Consider the following 19,207-nt stretch of genomic DNA (forward strand, 5'->3'; position numbering starts at 1 on the left):
CTGCTTGCTCAAGTCCACCCGTCGCTACTCCATTTGCAGGTGCCACATAAGCTTTAAAATCCATCAAAAATTGAGAATTTAAACCGATGCCTAAATCTTGCCAAGTTTTAGAGCTTAAAGTGTAACCACGACGGATTACCAATGGATCTAGGTTTTCTTTTACATAACGGGAAATACTGCCAGTTTCCCCTAAAATTTGTGCAATTTCGTTAGAAGTCGCTTGGATAGTGGCCGTACTGTTAAATGGGTATTTCTGCATTAAAGTTTGATTAAATGGCTGATAAACCTGTGTTACCCAAAGCTTATTTAACTCATCTTGAGCAGGACTTAACAACGATTCAAACGCCTGTGTGAGTGGGCTTAATAACAGTTTTTTTAAAAGCTTTTGCTCTGTTTCAGAGAGTCCAAGCATAAGTTTTTCATCGACTATTTTTTGTGTTGAGTTAAACACTGTGTTTTGTTCATTGATAGTATTTCGAACCAAAAGCATCGCACTTGGCCCCATATCTCCCGAACTCTTTAAGTCGTTGAACTTACTACGAACTTGAGCAAAGCTATCTAAATACTCATCAAGCAAAGATTTATTTTGTTGATCATCACGTTTTCGAACCAACTGATAAAAGGCATTAAATTCTTGTGAAATTGGCCCTTGAGCCTTGGTTCTGGCCTGCTCAACTTTGAGATCGCTTCCTTGACGCAGTACTTTACGCTTAAACCAGGCCACAAAACCCGTTTGTGAATCAGCAAGCTCTGCCTGAACAATCGGGTTATCCCAACTGGTTTCTTTAGCTACACGCTCCATCAAAGTGCGCACTGGCGAATTCTGTGGCTCACCCAAACGATCGATAAGCTTTAGTTCTTCCACAAAATTTGCAGCCTTAGCATAGTGAATAGATGATAAGAATTTTTTCCACTGTAGAATATATTCTTGCTTATACAGTTGGGTCAGTTGTTGACGAATCTGATCTGGACTCCCGCTAAAACTCAAATCGTCTGATTGTGTGCTATTGAGCACCCAATCTTTAGTATCCATAGGATGATTCGCTGCCTCTTCAATCGCATTTGCTACATATTCATCCCATGCTTTTTGACTAAACATTCCAGGTAAAGCATATCCTCCTAACACAGTAGATTTATGTGCATCACCGACTAACTGACCAACAGTAATCACGGGAAAGCGTACAGTCGCGCGCATTTTAATTTCGTTATATACCCGATCACGTGCGGGCATACCACGTATCACAGATAATAGTACTTGACGTGACTGATCAACCAGCTGTGGATTTGCCTGTAAAGCTGGAAATAATTCATCATTAGAAAGTGTGAGTGCATAACTCAATATTTGTTCTGCTTTTTGTGTTGTTTCGGCACTAGAACTTTGACTTGGCTTGGTTGCTAACCACGGCCTCCAAAAACGTGTGACCTGATCTTTTAAATGCCCTACCTCTATATATTGGCGGTTACTTAACATTAAATAGGCTTTTAATGCATTATATGCATCTTGTGCATTGCTATCTGAAGGTTCTAAATATTGCCGTGTTTTATCTTCACTCATTTGTTGAATTTGCACATTACGGTGATTGGCCTTCAGTATGTCTTCATGGCTATTCACACGTTTTAAATACTCAGCCATATTTTGCTGTGCTGGTAAGAGGACAATTTGTTGAATACCTTTTAAATATTCAACTTTTAAACGTTGACGTAGTTGATTCCCCTGATATAAACCAAATGAAAATTTCAGTGGTCGCTTTTGATCAAACTCATCTAATTGTTGCAGGCGTTGTTGCAAGATTAATAACGCATTAAAGTGCATGGTTAAATCTTGACCAGCCGTACTTTCCATTTGTACAACTTTATTAAGATCTGCCTGTACATCCAGAATCAATTGCTGGTTGTTACGATAGGACCATAACCAGAGCGATAAACAAATCGAGACCAAAAACAATACTAAAATAAAGCCCAGATAACGTTTTCGTTTAGTGAGTGGATTAATATGCTGTTTCACTAAGTTTTTATCTTTTAAAATCACCTGAGAAAATAATGCTTTTAAAAAATAACGCTGATTTTTAGAAGCAATCCTCATCGATTTTTTGCGGGTTTTGATCATCCTCGACAACTTTATTTAAATTAAACTCTTGTGCAATCTGCTGTGTCATTGGGCTTTCTACCAGCCCTTCTTGCAAAGCACTGGTAAAGTAAAACCCACGAAATACTGGTTTAAATTGATATGGGTTCTCTTCAAATAATGTACTAATAAAAGCCTTTAAAATCGGTTTAAGGGATTTAAACTCAAGTGGGAATGTCATAACACTCGGAGAAACATTCTGCGCATGGCGCCGACTTAAATGGGTTGTGCTCATGCTCTTAAGGCCATCATATAAAATACAATAATGCTCCTCGAACAACTCACTGGCATTTTGGGAAGACGCTGTCTCATAAGCTAAAGTCGCCCCCCAAACTTGATCAAGTTCATTGTCTTCACAACTTTCAAAAAAGGTTGTAAATCCAGCGATTAAATCGAACTTAGAGAAAACCACATACACAGGAGCAAAAATTTCTAACCGCTCTGTAATCTCCTGAATACGGGAACGTAAATTTTTAGCCAAGCTTAAAGTTTTATCTGGACTTTGACTTACGAGCTCCGCTGTACTCACAACCACAATCAAGCCATTAATAGGAGCTTTGCTACGATTTTTTTTTAATAAACCTAAAAACCCCAACCATTCTGGTTGATCTTCTTTATAGACCGAATAGCGTCCTGCCGTATCAAGCAATACCCCTTCAGTAGAGAAAAACCAATCACAATTACGTGTTCCACTTAAACCAGCCGAAACCATTTTTTGATGGCTTTCTTCAAAAGGAAACTTTAAACCTGAATGATAAATCGCGGAGCTTTTACCTGCGGCTGGGTTACCAATAACCATATACCAAGGCAATTCATATAATGCAGCACTACCTCTTTTATCGCCCAATTTCGATTTTCTTATAAGTTGAATAGATTCTTTAATTTGCTGGTTAATCAGCGTGAGTTCATCTTTATTTTTACTTTGAGTATATTCACTTAGATTATCTTGCTCAATTGCTTCAACCAGATTGTCTCCTTTTCTGGCATTTCTATAACGTCGTAGCAAATAATAAATCAGATAAGCCATTAGACTTAAAATATACACTGCGAGCAATGCCAGAAATAATGGTGGAGATACAAAGTTATATGATGAAACCAAAATCACCAAAATTGAAAACGCGATTATTATTTTAGGATGGGTAATATACTGCCAAAGAAAAGCTAAAATTGTATACATTCTATTCTCATTTATTCAAATTTTATCATCGGTGTGCTGACTCATTTCATCGATGTGACTCAATGACATAAATATCTGCGTCATCGGTTGAGCAATACTAAATACCATTCTCTGGAGTGAGGGTTGCATGTGCATTGCCAACATAAAGCAAAAAATTTCAGACAAATTCTGACAATGGCCAAGACATGACTTGCCATATAAAAAATGCTCTGACTCAATAGGTGAATCTGCAAAGTATTGTTGTAATTTTCTCACCACTTGAGTATCCATAGGATCATCCAAAATAGATACAAATGGTTGATTATGTTTATATTGCTCTAAATCAAGTAACTTCCAATGTGCGAGGTTTTGCATCAAATCATTGGCTTTAGTCACCACTAAAATTTTTTGTGTAGGTTCTAAATTTTCAATTTGCAAACTTTTGTTAGCCAATAGACAACTTGCTACAAATTCTGCGGGGGTATACTGCTGAGCAGACCAGTATTTTTCTGTCATCAACTGTTGACTAATTTCTGAATCAGTCACTATAAATAATGATACTTCTGCAACTTTTTTATTAACTTCAGTCAAACACTGCAACCAATTAGCATAATGACTTGATAAAGAAAAATAATGGTACTGACAATTCATCAATTGCGGCAAAATTCCGAGTGCACTTAAATATTGCTCAATATCACTGGTCGTGCTTGATTCATCCCAGAGATGCTGAAAATCTTCAGATAAAATAATGTGTACATTAATTTTTTCTAAACGCATCACAGGTTCAGTCAGCGTTATTTCTTCATCATCTATAGCTGCCTCAGGATGAAACCAAGCTGGATGTACTCGGTACTCATAGGCTAACGGATGATCATAGAACAACGTCGAATGTTTTAAATGATCCGCGATGACCGTTAATACATCTGTATACTGTTGCAACTGCTGCTCTATCAGTATTCTTAATCGTTGTTGAACTGGATTGAGTTCAAATGTTTGGTCCCCTTGCTCAACAAGAGCATCAAGTGCTTTTATTCGATAAGACAAAATTGGATTTGATCGATCATCTAAGAGTTGAGAATCTAACTCTGGTCCTGAAAACGCTTGAATCGAAGAGATAATTTGTTCATTTTCACCTAATGCACAGCGTACCGCCGTTGTATACATATTGAGCTCAAACCATTCACATGGATATCTTGCTGTGTCTTGAACTGGTTGATCCTGCAAACTTTGAGCGATTGCTTGATTGATTTGCTGTTTTTCCTGACGTTGCTTAAACCATTTCCACACCCAATAGGGTGTCAGAAAAATTAGACTTAAAGCTAAAGGCAGTAAAATCAAATAGATAATTAAGTCTAATTCATTAGGTTCAAGTTGAGTATCACGCCAATAAAAGATCATTAGCAAACATGTTGTAAAGAATATTGCCATGAACACGGATAAAATGACTTTTAGCATGTAATCCCCTTCATCAGGGCATAACAGGTTTCATTGTTATTTGTGACCTGTTTTGTCATCAGAAATGATGCTTGAGCTAAACCTACTTGATGATGCGAGCAGAGTTGTATCGGCTGTATCGCTTCACTTGCCAGTATTAAACGCAGATCAACCATTAAAGTTGGACTACACCAAGACTGCAAAATTGATTTTAATTTTTCACTTTGTTGAGCATGTGGTAAAAACTCAAGATACTGCTGATAGTTTAAGGGCCCGATCACAATCTCTATTTTGCCATCGACCTGTTTTATATGCTCACCACAGAAACTATTTACTCCAAGCTGAGTTGCTTGGCTCTGTCCTAATTTGGCTTGTGAACGCATTAAATACTGCACATGCCAGCTTAAATCATATTTATTTAAATCCTAGAACTCACCCCGAACGATTATTTGCAGAATTATTACGTTTGACTGGCTCGTTGTTAACATTTTCTACAGCCTATGAAGTTGATCAACTACCGCAATATCAGCATCTCCAACTTCAACAAAGTTTTCACGAACTTGATTGTATACTTCGTGATTTATTAGATACGATTATTTCTAACCGCTATATCAGTATTAGTCTCAAAGAAACTCGACCCTCTTATTGGTTAGGTAGTTTAGAAACTGACAAAATCAATCGCGATAGTCGACTCTATCTGGCTGTTTCAAGTCGTATGATGCAAACCCACGAATTGGTACAAATCGTACCATTACGCTTTAAAGTGGGTAATAGTGTAGATGTTGAACAGCGCGTTGTTGCTGCGCTGCCTGCAATTCCACTACATCATTTGCTGCAAGTGCCCACAGCTATTCCAGTACGATCTGGTGTTCATTATTTTGAAATCGAACCACACCATGAACTGTACCAACGTATGATGGATGCAGAAAGTATTTGTGTTTACATACCGACGGGCTTTCAAGATATCAGTGTTGAACTCATCGCTGTGATCAATGCTTAGTGGTGAAAAAATGAATCCTTACAACAATACTCCGTCGTTGTTTGATAATGGTCAAATTGGTTCAGGTTCAACTGTAGCAGCGCCGTTAAAAGTCACTCATCTGCCCAATTTGATCGATCTACTTTATGATGGTTTTTATATCGTGTTTTTAATCAAAAATGGCTACCTTCCTCAAGACGCTGAGCAATTTAGAGGCCAAATTTTCGATCTGTTACAGCGTTTTGAACAACAAGCAAAAAAACTCCAATTTAATGCTGATGATGTTTATGATGCAAAATATGCATATTGCTCACTGCTTGATGAAACGATTGTCACCCAACAAAGTCCTCATTTTTTCCAATTACAAAATACATGGCTGATTAATCCATTACAGTTAAGTCTTTTTGGATCACAATTGGCTGGATATCACTTCTTTGAAGTACTTGAACAACTACGCAGTAAGGGCAAAGAACGTTTATTAAGCTTAGAGGTCTTTCATTATTGTTTACTGCTTGGTTTTCAAGGTAAGTATCGAATTGATTCGATCGAAAGTCTAAATCACTTGGTCGCGCGTGTTGGCGATGAAATCGATTATTTAAAAGGGAAAAACAATGCATTCTCTCCCTTTGCTGCACTACCCGATCAAATAAAAAACATTATTCATAGAGAATTACCATTTTATTGGATTTTATTACTCTTGCTACTTTTTGCTTTTGCTTCATTTTTCGGATTATTTTATATGTTGTCTCAAAATCAACAAAATACGTTATCTCAATATAAAAATGTGATCACAGCACCAATCGAACAAGCGCATATCACCATCCACTTGCCATAACGCCAATGATCATGCCTCAAAATATACCGATTATGCATCAGATATTAAAATGGCAGCGGATAACCTCTGTCTTAAAAGCTGTATATTGCCAACTGACTGGATTGATTACTGCTGTTATTCACCATTGTTATTATGTTCAGCTTTTTTTCAACCTTAATTTATATACACAATATCAGACTCAACAGCAGATTAGATCGTCATGGCAATATTGATTATCTTTAGTTGTCTTCTGTGCATGGTAGCGGGACTTGTTCTGCTCATGTCTTATGAGTTAAGGCTAAAACTCAGCGAAATTTCTCATGCATTATTACCCTCAAGTAAAAGGCAATTGAGCCGCATTAAAGCATTTACCCAGCATATGAATCATGCGGCATCTGCCGAACATACTCAACAATATTGGTACTTGCAGCAGTGGTGGATATTAATCGCTGGACTCTGTTTATTTAGTGCGATTTTATTTATCTCTGTCAGCCGAAGCATTAATCCCAATCAAATAGAGGCGAACTATTTAAAAGATGTTGATCCACAAATTTATAGTCTACTCAACGGTGAGCTTTTAACTCCACCTCCTAGCGTTGATGATCATTTAGTTAATGAAGCCATCACCCAAGCGATGCAGTTGCAAAGTACTCGCCCATTACAAAAGACTCAATTTGGCATAACAACAAATAGCCTTGATATTGAGGCTATCGGCGATATGAACTCACAATTAAATACCCAAATGGTCGATCGCAAGTGGAGTCGTATGAATCCGCGATACAAACAGCGTTTACTTATGGTGTTTAAGATCATGAAAGAAAAATATGATTATGAAATGGTTTTACTCGAAGGCTATCGTAATCCACAACGACAAAATATGCTCTCAGCAAATACCCACACCACACATGCACGTGCATTTCAGAGTTATCACCAATTCGGTTTAGCCGCAGATATTGCCTTTATACATGAGGGAAAAGTTGTCATTAGTGAACGTGATCCATGGGCAATGCGAGGTTATCAGCTCTATGGTGAGGTCGCAGAGTCTGTTGGACTGGTCTGGGGTGGACACTGGAAGTCGATTAAAGATTTTGGCCATACTGAGTACCGTATACCGAACTTAAAAAAAACAGCGGAGATGGCAATCAAACTGACCACTGAAGGACAACTCAATATCTCAACACACTGATCTATAAGTAGCTGTCGCCCCCATGCCTAGAGCATGATCTATACACATTTTGATTTTCATCATCCAATCGTTAAATCTAAACAATACAGGCTTCGCTATGATTCACAACATCCCTCGAACTTTGATGATTTTAGCTTTAGTTTCTCACCTCAGTGCTTGCCAAAGCATTTCAAAAAGTGCCAGTAAAACTACAAATACATTCGCTTCTTGGCTAGGTCTAAAGAGTAAAGTACCCAAAATTGATGCACATGGTACGGTGGATATGAGTAAAACTAGCCTAGAGCAAATGCAAGAACTTAGACAAAATATGCCAGCTGACCAATGGATTTATCTTGAAAATGATTTACAAGGCATCTACACCCTGCAAAATAAATCAAAAGATGGTTATATCCTTTCATTCAAACTGAACTGCAAACGAGAAAATCAAAAAACAGGCTTTAATATTTTGGATCAATCAGGACAAGTGATCTTAGCTGTACCTGCATCGCATAATACGACTATTCAATTTTTATTAGACAATAAAAATTATGCAAACCCTTTTATTGAAATTAATCCTAAAAAGTTAGAAAGATTTAAAGCGGATCTAAAAACAACACAAGTTATCAAAATATTTAACTCATCAAAGCTTTATAAATTCCAAAACAATAAAGTTCAGTTACTCGATAAACCTGTCAGCTGTTCGGTCTAAATCAAGCGAGCTATAAATGTTAAACCTCGGTGATGCTTAGAAGAATGTTTTAAAATAAATCAGCATCATTTCTTTAAAGTTAAATTAAAAGGACTGAGTTCCATCGAATCAAGAACTCAGTCCTAACAAACCGTTTAATCAACTGCCCAACTTTGTCAGATCAGTTGATATTTCAAGGGCTTGTACATAACAGTAAACACAGCTGATGAATTATGGATGAACAATAATTTTAACTGCAGATTCATTATTATGAATCAAAGTTTCAAAACCTTGAGCAACTAAGTCATCTAAAGCAATTCGTTGAGTAATAAATGGCTCTAAATTGATTTTGCCCTGTTCCACCAGTTTAATGGTTTCCTGATGATCATTGACATAAGCAATCGTGCCTCGAATATCGAGCTCTTTCATGACCACGCTATGCACGTTAATTGTCGCAGGATGACTCCAGATTGAAACGATCACCACCACACCAGTCGGTTTCATCGCATCAACCAGTGTATCCATGACTTTATTGACGCTACTGCATTCAAAAGCCACATCTACACCACGCCCTTCAGTAATTTTCATTACTTCAGCAACCACATCGACTTGTGATGGATCAAGCACATGGTCAACCACACCCGCTTCAATGGCTTTTTCTTTACGCTTTGCACTCAGCTCAGTAATGATGACAGTTAAACCTTTGGCTTTTAAAATCGCAGATAACAATAATCCAATTGGACCAGCACCACCGACCAAAGCCACATCACCCGCTTTTGCACCACTACGCACGTAAGCATGATGCCCAACAGATAACGGTTCAATCAATGCAGCTTGATCAAGTGGGATATCTTTAGAAATTGGGTGTACCCAGCGACGCTGTACTGCAATTTTTTCTGACAAACCACCACCACGTCCTCCCAAACCAATAAAGTTCATATCTTTGGAAAGATGGTAATTGTCATTTGGCCCAGTCGGCACATCATCAGCGATAATATAAGGCTCAACCACAACATGCTGTCCAATCTCAATATCATCTACACCTTCACCTACGGCATAAACAACACCTGAAAACTCATGCCCCATGGTAACGGGAGCTGACTCGCCTGAAATCGGATGTGGATGACCACAAGGTGGAATAAAAATCGGGCCGTCTATAAACTCATGTAAGTCTGTCCCACAAATACCACACCACGCAACTTGAATACCCACTGTACCCGGTTGTACCTGTGGTTCGGGGATATCTTCGATTCGAATATCACCTTTGTCATAAAAACGTGCTGCTTTCATTGATGCACTCCTTAACCTCGTGTTATCGATAAACCATTCCACCATCTGTTAATATTGACTGGCCAGTAATATAGTGAGCGTCTTCACTCGCTAAAAAAGCAACCAACGCAGCAACATCATCTGGTGTTTCAGCACGCCCTAGGGCAATGCCATCCACGTATTTTTTATACGTTTCCCCAATTGGTTTACCTGTAATTTCAGAAAAACGTTGATCGATTTCCACCCACATATCTGTGCCTACAACACCAGGGCAATAACTATTGACCGTAATCCCAGCACTTGCATATTCCTTTGCCGCAGTTTGAGTCAATGCTCGGACAGCAAACTTAGTCGCAGAATATACCCCAAGCAATGCAAAACCTTCATGTCCAGCAATGGAACATGCATTAATAATTTTGCCGGAATGCTGGCGCTGTTTAAACTTATTGGCAGCAGCTTGAATACCCCAGAGTACACCACCTACATTAATATTCATAATGCGATTAAATTCATCTGGGCGAACATCTGCTAATGCATTAACTTGAGCAATCCCCGCATTATTAATAATGATATCAAAACCATTAAGTTCAACTTCAGCATGATCAATCGCAAGACTGATCTGCTCAGGATCAGAAACATCAGCAATATATGTAGTGGCTTTGACACCTAATGCTTCAATCTCTTGCTGAACAGTATTTAACTTGTCCTGATGAAGATCAACCAATGCAATATGTACACCTTCTTGCGCAAGACGTAATGCAATACCACGCCCTATGCCTTGTGCCGCACCGGTAATAAGCGCAACTTTGTTGTGTAAACCTCTAGGCATGTTGCAACTCCTTATATATGGATTGCGCGTTGCATTGCCGCTAACACAGACTCATGCATCGCCTCAGATAATGTAGGATGAGGGAAAATCACCTGAGCCAGACTTTCATCTGTCGCTTCCAAATATTTTGCAATCGCAAAACCTTGGATGTGTTCAGTTACCTCATGACCTACCATATGTGCACCGAGTAATTCACCGGTTTCCTGATTGAAAATTGTTTTTACAAATCCAGCAGCTGCACCTAAAGCTAGTGCCTTACCATTGGCCTGTAGAGGAAATTTGCCCACATTTATGCTAAAACCTGCAGCTTTCGCTTTTTGCTCAGTTAAACCAATACTGGCCACTTGCGGATGAGTAAAAATACAACCCGGAATTTGGCTACGATCCAAAGCATGCACTTGACTCAAGCCCGCAATTTTCTCTACACATAAAATCGCTTCATGGCTGGCTTTATGGGCCAAACACGGCGCTCCAGCAACATCACCAATCGCATAAACCCCGACAACATTGGTTTTACAGTATGGGTCGACTTTAATAAAACCATTCTCAAGTTCGATCCCTAAAGCTTCTAGACCTAAATGCTGCACATTCGGTTTAACACCAATCGCGGATAAAACTTTTTCAACCGTGATCACTTGTGTACCCGATGCTGTTTCGATCTGACAGTGCACCTGAGCATTTTCAATACTCACACTTTGTACAACGGCTTCTGTGAGTACTTTCATGCCCTGCTGTTGAAATTGTTTTTGCACATATTGCGCAACTTCAACATCTTCACTAGGTAAAATTTGTTTAGCAATATCTACCAATGTCACTTGGCAACCTAAATCTTGATACAAACTTGCAAACTCGCTACCAATTGCTCCTGAGCCAATCACCAAGAGTGATTTAGGCAACTGTTCAGGTATTAAAGCCTCTTTATAGCTCCAGATCTGCTGACCATCTACAGGAATATTGGGTAAATGAGCAGCTTTTGCACCAGTGGCAACAATAATATGTGGTGCAGTAATTTGCTGCTTAGCACCTACCGTATCTGTAAGCTCTAGCTGCTCTTTCGCTACAAATCGTGCCGTTGCATTAAATACTGTCACTTGATTCTTTTTAAGCAATTGTCCGATACCCTGAACCAATTGTTCAGAAACTTGGCGACTGTGCTGTACCAGTTGTCGAATATCAAAATCAACAGCTCCAATATTGAAACCAAATTGATCAGCTTGTTTTAATTGCTGTGCAAGTGCCGCACCACTCAATAGTGCTTTTGTAGGAATACAGCCCCAGTTGAGACAAATTCCACCTAAATGTTGGGCTTCCACAATCGCTGTTTTTAACCCAAGTTGGGCTGCGCGGATCGCAGCCACATATCCACCCGGGCCAGCACCAATGATGATCACATCAAATTGCGTGTCTGACATATTCATCCTCCTACACCAAAATCAATGCAGGGTTTTCAACAAACTGCTTAAATGCTGCCAAGAACTGTGCACCAAGAGCACCATCAATCACACGGTGATCACAAGACAATGTTGCTGTTACCATCTGTGCAACAGTGATGTTGTCATTGACAATAATCGCGCGTTTTTCTGCTGCACCTAGTGCCAATATAGCGCCTTGAGGTGGGTTAATAATGGCATCAAAATGTTTGATCCCCAGCATTCCTAGATTGGAAATACTAAAACTACCCCCTTGGAATTCATCTGGTGCTAATTTTCCTGTCTTAGCACGTGTCGCAAGATCACGCATATCATTGGAAATTTCAGCCAAAGATTTGCTATTAGCAGCTTTAATAATTGGTGTAATCAAGCCATTTTCAATCGCAACCGCAACAGAGATATCGGCTTGGCTAAATTGTAAAACTTGCTGATTTTCTTCATCAAACTGTACATTGACTTGCGGCACTTTCATTAACGCTGCTGCCGCTGCTTTGATAAACATATCGTTAATCGACAATTTCACTTGCGGTACAGTGGCATTAATTTGTTGGCGTAATGCCTGAATCGCATCTACGTTTAAATCAACAGTTAGACGGAAATGCGGTGCATTTCGTTTAGCTGCTTGTAGGCGTGAGGCAATAGCTTTACGCATACCGTTCATCGCAGTTACGGTTACCTTGGCCGTTTCTGTCTGCTGATGTTCTGCAATGTTTTGGCCTTGTACAGGGTTCTCGCGATAATAAACCGCTTCAACATCTTCTTTACAAATTCGACCACGTGATCCCGAAGCACGGCAATCATGTAGGTTAATGCCCCACTGTTTTGCCAGACGACGTGCAACAGGAGTAGCCGCTACTTGACGATCATCTGCTGTAGACTTCACAGACTTTCCACTGGCTTGATGCTGTACGTTTGGCCAAGATCCACCTGCTGACTGAACCGCAGATTGAATATCTTTGACACTAATACGGCCCGCTCGCCCTGTTCCCACTACAGCACTTAAATTTACATTATGCTTTTCAGCAAGTTTTAATGCATGAGGCGTCGTAAAAATACCTTCGATCACCTGATAGCCCTGTAAAACCGCAGGTACAACATAAGAACCTTGAACAGCAGGCTGAGTGGTTTTGCTCACACTCTTGACAGGTGCGACTGGCTGTACTTTGTTTTCAACTGGTGCTGCAACTTTTTCTACAACGGCTTCTGCCGCTGCACTTTGAGGAGCAGCAGTTGTGCCACCCAGCAAAGTTTGTGCAAAGGCATCAATTTCTGCATCACTCACCTGACTGTCTGCACAAATCGCTATAACGCCACCAACAACCAGTGTGTCACCATTTTGGGCAATAATTTTACGTAAGGTACTCTCAAAAGGCGCTTCAAGGACATTGACGATTTTAGTCGTCTCGATTTCACAAATCTCTTGACCCTTACTGAATTGCTCGCCTTCCTGAATTAGCCACTGTGCAATGGTACCTTCTTCCATTGACAATCCCCATTTGGGAATCTCTAAGGTTTTAATCTCACTCATGCTAAGCCTCCAACGTTTTACGTACTGCTTGCTCGATACGCTCTACACTGGGTAACCACTCTTTTTCAAGTACAGGTGAAAAAGGAACTGGAGAATGTGGCGGCGTAACCAATTCAATTGGTGCTTTTAGATAGTGAAAACCTTTTTGTGCAATCAATGCAGCAACATCATGGCCAAAACCACAGCGTGCAGCAGATTCATCCACAATCACAACACGACCTGTTGATGCCACTGACTCCAAGATTCCATCTTCATCCAATGGTGAAATTGTTCTTGGGTCAACGACCTCGACCGAAATACCTTCTTTAGCCAGTTTATCTGCCACTTCGTTTGCACGATGGACCATCAAACTCAGCGCAATAATCGTAATATCTGTACCTTCACGCGTGTAATTCGCTACACCAAAAGGAATGGTATACGCCTCATCAGGTACATCACCTTTGATGTCATACAGTAATTTATGTTCGCAAAATACTACTGGGTCGTCATCACGGATGGCTTGAATCAATAAGCCTTTCACATCATATGCACTAGATGGCACCACTACTTTTAAACCAGGTACAGCAGCAAAAACGTTATAAGGTGACTGTGAGTGCTGCGCTGCTGCTGAAAATCCTGCTCCGATCATGCCACGAACCACTAACGGTGCTTTGGCTTTGCCGCCAAACATATAGCGAAATTTAGCTGCTTGGTTATAAAGCATGTCATGGCATACACCATAGAAATCCATAAACATCAGATCTGCGACTGGGCGTAAACCTGTTGCCGCGGCACCCGCAGCCATACCAATAATGGCTGATTCTGTAATAGGGGTATCAATGACGCGCTCTGAACCAAATTCTGTCCATAAACCTTTGGTGACACCCAGTACACCACCAAATCCTTCCAATTTATTGTCATCGGTATTTTTACCACCATGACCACCACGCACGTCCTCACCCACAACAATTACACTTGGGTCACGGCGCATTTCTGATTCAATCGCTTCTTTAATTGCGTTTCGATAGCTTTTATTTGGCATTACTTTACTATTCCTTTAGTAAGAGACATAAACGTCAGTAAGAAGTTGAGAAACTTCCGGATAACTTGCGGCACGTGCTTTAGCAACAGCTGCATCAACATTGGCCTTTGACTCAACATCAATGGCATCGAGTTTTGCTGCATCAAGCTGAGTTGCCACTTTCTCACGGAATATTTTCAGAGGATCTTTGTGTTCTTTTACATAATCCAGTTCTTCTTTTGAACGGATCAGGCCAGGGTCACCTTCAAAGTGACCATAAAAACGATTGGTGATTGTTTCAATCACACTTGGTCCTTCACCGCGACGAGCACGTTCAATAGCTCTTTGAGCAACTTCATACACAGCAAAGAAGTCTGTACCATCAACTTTTTCAGCTGGCATACCAAATGCTGCTGCACGACCAGCAATATCTTTACTCCCTACAGCATAATCGTGTGCAGTCCCCTCACCGAATCCATTGTTTTCAAAAACGAAGATCACAGGTAGTTTTAAAACAACTGCCATGTTCATCGCTTCAAATGTTAAGCCTTGGTTAGAACCACCATCTCCAGTAAAAGACAGTCCAATCCCACCTGTTTTTAAAGTCTTAGCTGTTAAAGCCGCACCAATGGCCAATGGAGGGCCACCGCCAACAATACCATTTGCACCCAACATGCCCTTATCTAAATCGGCAATGTGCATCGAACCGCCTTTACCACGGCACAATCCATCATCTTTACCAAAGATTTCCAACATCATTCCGTGAATATCACAGCCTTTCGCAATACAGTGACCATGCCCACGGTGTGTTGAAGTGATAAAATCTTTATCCGTTAAATTTTCACAAATCCCAACCGCGACTGCCTCTTCGCCACTGTAAAGGTGGATAAAGCCAGGAATATCACCTGTATTATTTTCCTCGTGAAGTCGATCTTCAAATTCACGAATATCTCGCATCCGTTTGTATGCTGCTAGCAATTGCTCTTCCGTTAATTGCATATACTTCATCCTTCATGCTGCCGTTTAAAACATAAAACCCTGTATTAAAATAAATACTGGCATTTATAAATCGTATATTTATATAAAATCATTTTTGAGATGATTAATATTAGACTAAAAATATTTATTTAACATTCAACCAATATAATCATTAAAAACAAAGCCTTACGAAACGAAAATTTTTCATATTTTTTCATTAATTATCAATTAGTTAAAAAGCAAACCTTTAGCCAACCTTTATTTTGTATTATTAATATTTTGTACCATTTTATTATTAACCAAAAAACAATCAAACATAATTGACAAGTAATTAATATTACTATTAGATATTAATTAAATTTTATGGACTTATTTTAAATGGAATTAAAACGTTCAATAACTACAGGCGAAAAATTACGTGGAGCAGACAAACTTGCACGTATACCTGTTAAGGTCATTCAAACTACACAAACCCCTAAAAAACCAGAATGGATTAGGGCTAAAATTAGCAACCCTGAAGAAGTCCAACATATTAAGGATCTGTTAAGACAACAGAAACTACATACTGTATGTGAGGAAGCTGCTTGCCCCAATCTACCGCAATGCTTTGGAGGTGGGACAGCTACATTTATGATTATGGGAGATATCTGTACACGCCGTTGTCCTTTCTGTGATGTTGCTCATGGCCGACCAAATGCTTTAGATCCCAATGAACCACAGCATTTGGCTGATACAGTCAAAAACCTCAATTTAAAATATGTGGTGATTACATCTGTTGACCGTGATGATCTCAAAGATGGTGGCGCACAACATTTTGTCGATTGTATTCAAGCAATCCGCAATACCAGTCCAGAAACGCTGATTGAAATATTGGTCCCTGATTTTAGAGGCAGGCTCGATATTGCCCTCAATATCTTGAGTGAGACACCACCCGATGTTTTTAACCATAATATCGAGACTGTACCGCGTTTGTACCATGCAATGCGACCTGGCTCAGACTATCAACATTCACTTGAATTACTCAGGAAATTTAAACAGTTACGCCCTGACATTGCGACCAAATGTGGTTTAATGGTCGGTCTAGGAGAAGTAGAAGCTGAGGTCATTGTCCTGTTGAACGATCTCAGTGATTACCAAGTTGACTATGTCACTATTGGCCAATATCTGCAGCCCTCAAAATCACATGCACCCATTCAGCGCTTTGTCTCATTAAAAGAATTTGAAGCTTATCAAAAGCATGGTCAACTATTAGGCTTTAAAAATATTTGGAGTGCGCCTATGGTTCGTTCAAGTTACTTTGCTGATCGTCAATATAGAGGTGAAGCTGTTCCTAAACCTTTTTCTCGTGAAAATATAGACTATAGCCTTGAATAATTTATCGCTATATAGTCTACTGATGGACAATAAAATACCGATCAATTGTCAAGTATATAAGAAATAAGCCAGCATCTGTTCTCGTTGTAATCTCCTGCTAGCTGCAGCTTAGAGTATGATAAACATACTAAAAAACAGTATGTTAATAGATATAGTGTGATCATAAAGGAATATGATATGAACCTATGGAATAAATTAGCAATACCAGCTCAGCCTCTACAAACAACACATTTTATTAATCTAGAAGCGGTAACATCTGCTCCGCTACTCAAATTACCGCAAGAAGATCAACCCTCTCTTTTTCGGCGCTCAATTGTGCACAATCAGCATGATTTACTCAAAATTGCTGAAGACTCGGGTATGGCCGTTGGCGTGACTGATCATCAAGGCACTTTACTCTGGACTTGGAGCAGTCAACAAATGCTCTCTTCTGCAGAGCAAGCACATTTTGTTGAAGGTGGACACTGGTCTACACAGGCTGTAGGCACGAATGCAATCGGCTTAGCACTCAACAATCATGTTTCTAGCTGTGTTTATTCACATGAAAACCAAATGCATAGTGTCCGTGATTGGGTTTGTTATGCCGCACCTATTCTAGATCCAATCTCTGGTCAGTTTCATGGCATTATTAACCTTTCAACCAAATATAAAAAACACACCTCACTCGGTGTGTTGGCGGTAGAGCGCTGTGCAGAACTTCTGCAACGTGCAATTCAATTTGAACAAAAAAACGTACTCTATATCAAGGCACTGGGTACGCCTCAAGTCTTGTTTAATCAACAGGTTCTCCCTCTAACGCACCGACAAATTGAAATCTTGTGCATCCTAGCCATGAAGCCTGAGGGTATCGCATTAAACGAACTTCATGCAGCTTTATATGGTGATCGTGAAGTCAGTGAAAAAACATTAAAGTCAGAATTATCTCAACTCAGAACACTTTTACCTAACTGTATACTCTCTCGCCCCTATAAATTTTCATGTGAAGTACAATGTGATTTTTTACGTGCTGAAAAATCACTTGATGCAGGTTTTCTCGCCAGTACTTTTTCGCTCTACAAAGGCAGTTTCTTGGTCAAATCAGAAAGTCCGATTTTAAGTACTTGGAGAGAATGTTTTGATGCAAGGCTAAGTCATCTGATCTATCAAATGCAAGATATCGATCCACTATTAAAGCTGGTGGGACGTATTCCTGAACGGATTGATGCAATGTATCGTTTACTTGAATTACTTCCAGCCGAAAGTCGCCACCGTGAGCGTATTGAAAACCTGATGTAATGATCTGATTGCAATATAAATAAACAGGCATCATTGTGCCTGTTTATTTAGATTACTTATTTTGATCAGCTTGGGCTATTTTAATGTTCAGCAGCCATTATCTGGTTTAAGCGGTGCCCTCTTTCATCAATATTTAAACTTTAAACTCAACATCACATTCCTTGGATTTCCATAGATTGCAGAGTTATAGAAACCGACGTTGGTAAAATAAGTTTTATCAAAAATATTATTAAAGTTTACCGCAGCATTGAGCTGAGGGGTAATTTGATAATTGGCCATGAGATCAACGGTGACAAATTGATCCTGATTGATGTCTTCGAGTTGTTGTTTCACACGGTTATACACTGTTTGCCATGCTTTACTTTGCCAACGCAGATGTGCGCCTGCAGTTAAACCATCAAGCGCGCCTGTAAATTTATAACTTGAAGATAAACTCACTTGATGTTCTGGTTCCCATGTTGAAACCTTTTCGCCTGTGCCATCTTTAATAATTTTATGTGTATAACCGCCCCCGATTTCTAGACCGGGTAAGATTTCACCAGAAGCTTCTAATTCCACGCCCTTCGTCTTCGCTTTAATTCCTTGCCAAGCAAAATCCACATCAGGATTTGTTGGGTCACCATTGTAGATCTTATCTTCAACAGCTCTGTTAGACTGATGAATCTGGAAATAAGCGATACTTGCATTAAACTTTTCGCCCCAAGGTTGAAACTTAAAGCCGAGTTCGTAGTTTTTCCCTTCGTCAGGATCAAGAATTTTATTACTGCTGTCTTTATACCAAATGTCTTGTGGCATAAAGATATCTGTCACACTCGCATAGGCGGTAACTTTGTCGTTAAAATCGTAAAGTACACCCACATAAGGAATCAAGCGATTTGATTCTTCGACCTTACCTTCAAGCCCTTTCATTTTGTAATTAATTAAACGTGTACCCAAAATTGTTTTTAATTGATCTGTTAAATTCAGTCGAGAGGTTGCATATATGCCATATTGAATCGTTCTATCGCGAGTTAATGCTGTTGGATTTCCCCAAGTCGGTTCTGGAATATGACCATCCCAACCTTCAAAACTTGGGATACGCGTATCATAATAATTATCACCATCTGGATTAGAAGTGTTTGGTGTCCAATCTTCACCTTTCCATAATGAAAATGCCGCACTTG

The 19,207-nt window shown here is 39.6% G+C and carries 14 protein-coding genes and 2 pseudogenes; 6 read left to right on the plus strand and 10 right to left on the minus strand.

Annotated features, from left to right (window positions below; all coding sequences use genetic code 11):
• From tssM to Aru01_RS14950, 3 genes and pseudogenes are all read right to left on the minus strand, one after another.
• Nucleotides 1–3,302 (minus strand): annotated as a pseudogene (tssM, locus tag Aru01_RS14940) (type VI secretion system membrane subunit TssM); the annotation flags it as partial.
• Nucleotides 3,303–3,317: 15 nt separating this feature from the next.
• Nucleotides 3,318–4,736, minus strand: coding sequence for a hypothetical protein (locus tag Aru01_RS14945; protein ID WP_016655923.1), 1,419 nt, complete (start codon nucleotides 4,734–4,736; stop codon nucleotides 3,318–3,320).
• Complete coding sequence (locus Aru01_RS14950) at nucleotides 4,730–5,098, minus strand: type VI secretion system baseplate subunit TssG (protein WP_051145773.1); 369 nt, start codon at nucleotides 5,096–5,098, stop codon at nucleotides 4,730–4,732. The genes Aru01_RS14945 and Aru01_RS14950 overlap by 7 nt, the downstream gene beginning before the upstream one ends.
• Between Aru01_RS14950 and tssK the strand changes: the two are divergent.
• The 4 genes and pseudogenes from tssK to Aru01_RS14970 all read left to right on the plus strand — a co-directional run.
• Nucleotides 5,074–5,715, plus strand: a pseudogene (gene tssK, locus Aru01_RS14955) (type VI secretion system baseplate subunit TssK); the annotation flags it as partial. The gene Aru01_RS14950 and the pseudogene tssK overlap by 25 nt on opposite strands.
• A 10-nt stretch (nucleotides 5,716–5,725) precedes the next feature.
• The gene (locus Aru01_RS14960) at nucleotides 5,726–6,529 is read left to right on the plus strand and encodes a DotU family type IV/VI secretion system protein (RefSeq protein WP_040331179.1); all 804 of its coding nucleotides are present in this window, start codon (nucleotides 5,726–5,728) and stop codon (nucleotides 6,527–6,529) included.
• Between the two features lie 199 nt (nucleotides 6,530–6,728).
• Nucleotides 6,729–7,694, plus strand: coding sequence for a M15 family metallopeptidase (locus Aru01_RS14965; protein ID WP_040331118.1), 966 nt, complete (start codon nucleotides 6,729–6,731; stop codon nucleotides 7,692–7,694).
• 97 nt (nucleotides 7,695–7,791) lie between these two features.
• On the plus strand, nucleotides 7,792–8,382 hold the full coding sequence (locus Aru01_RS14970; protein WP_016655919.1) for a YfjT/YkfB family phage-associated protein: 591 nt from the start codon (nucleotides 7,792–7,794) through the stop codon (nucleotides 8,380–8,382).
• A gap of 210 nt (nucleotides 8,383–8,592) precedes the next feature.
• Here Aru01_RS14970 and Aru01_RS14975 read toward each other — a convergent pair whose 3' ends face one another.
• Genes Aru01_RS14975 through Aru01_RS15000 form a run of 6 tightly spaced genes read right to left on the minus strand, consistent with a single transcriptional unit; the run spans nucleotide 8,593 to nucleotide 15,416 of the window.
• The gene (locus tag Aru01_RS14975) at nucleotides 8,593–9,651 is read right to left on the minus strand and encodes a 2,3-butanediol dehydrogenase (protein WP_016655918.1); all 1,059 of its coding nucleotides are present in this window, start codon (nucleotides 9,649–9,651) and stop codon (nucleotides 8,593–8,595) included.
• A gap of 22 nt (nucleotides 9,652–9,673) precedes the next feature.
• The gene (locus Aru01_RS14980; protein WP_016655917.1) at nucleotides 9,674–10,459 is read right to left on the minus strand and encodes an acetoin reductase; all 786 of its coding nucleotides are present in this window, start codon (nucleotides 10,457–10,459) and stop codon (nucleotides 9,674–9,676) included.
• Between the two features lie 11 nt (nucleotides 10,460–10,470).
• The gene (gene lpdA / locus Aru01_RS14985; RefSeq protein WP_016655916.1) at nucleotides 10,471–11,871 is read right to left on the minus strand and encodes a dihydrolipoyl dehydrogenase; all 1,401 of its coding nucleotides are present in this window, start codon (nucleotides 11,869–11,871) and stop codon (nucleotides 10,471–10,473) included.
• Between the two features lie 10 nt (nucleotides 11,872–11,881).
• Nucleotides 11,882–13,417: a dihydrolipoamide acetyltransferase family protein gene (locus Aru01_RS14990; protein WP_016655915.1), complete on the minus strand. Its 1,536-nt coding sequence runs from the start codon at nucleotides 13,415–13,417 to the stop codon at nucleotides 11,882–11,884.
• A 1-nt stretch (nucleotide 13,418) separates the two neighbouring features.
• Nucleotides 13,419–14,438 carry an alpha-ketoacid dehydrogenase subunit beta gene (locus tag Aru01_RS14995; RefSeq protein ID WP_016655914.1) on the minus strand — a complete coding sequence of 340 codons (1,020 nt, stop codon included), beginning with the start codon at nucleotides 14,436–14,438 and terminating at the stop codon, nucleotides 13,419–13,421.
• A 15-nt stretch (nucleotides 14,439–14,453) separates the two neighbouring features.
• Nucleotides 14,454–15,416, minus strand: coding sequence for a thiamine pyrophosphate-dependent dehydrogenase E1 component subunit alpha (locus tag Aru01_RS15000; protein WP_016655913.1), 963 nt, complete (start codon nucleotides 15,414–15,416; stop codon nucleotides 14,454–14,456).
• A gap of 357 nt (nucleotides 15,417–15,773) precedes the next feature.
• On the opposite strand from Aru01_RS15000, the gene lipA reads away from it, so the two are divergent.
• A complete protein-coding gene (lipA, locus tag Aru01_RS15005) occupies nucleotides 15,774–16,769 on the plus strand; it encodes a lipoyl synthase (protein ID WP_016655912.1) in 996 nt (331 codons plus the stop codon).
• Nucleotides 16,770–16,946: 177 nt separating this feature from the next.
• The gene (locus Aru01_RS15010; RefSeq protein ID WP_016655911.1) at nucleotides 16,947–18,044 is read left to right on the plus strand and encodes a hypothetical protein; all 1,098 of its coding nucleotides are present in this window, start codon (nucleotides 16,947–16,949) and stop codon (nucleotides 18,042–18,044) included.
• Nucleotides 18,045–18,170: 126 nt separating this feature from the next.
• Here the strand turns inward: Aru01_RS15010 and Aru01_RS15015 are convergent.
• A partial coding sequence (locus Aru01_RS15015; RefSeq protein ID WP_042111543.1) for a TonB-dependent siderophore receptor occupies nucleotides 18,171–19,207 on the minus strand: 1,037 nt, incomplete at its 5' end.

Source organism: Acinetobacter rudis, assembly GCF_000829675.1.
GTDB lineage: Bacteria > Pseudomonadota > Gammaproteobacteria > Pseudomonadales > Moraxellaceae > Acinetobacter > Acinetobacter rudis.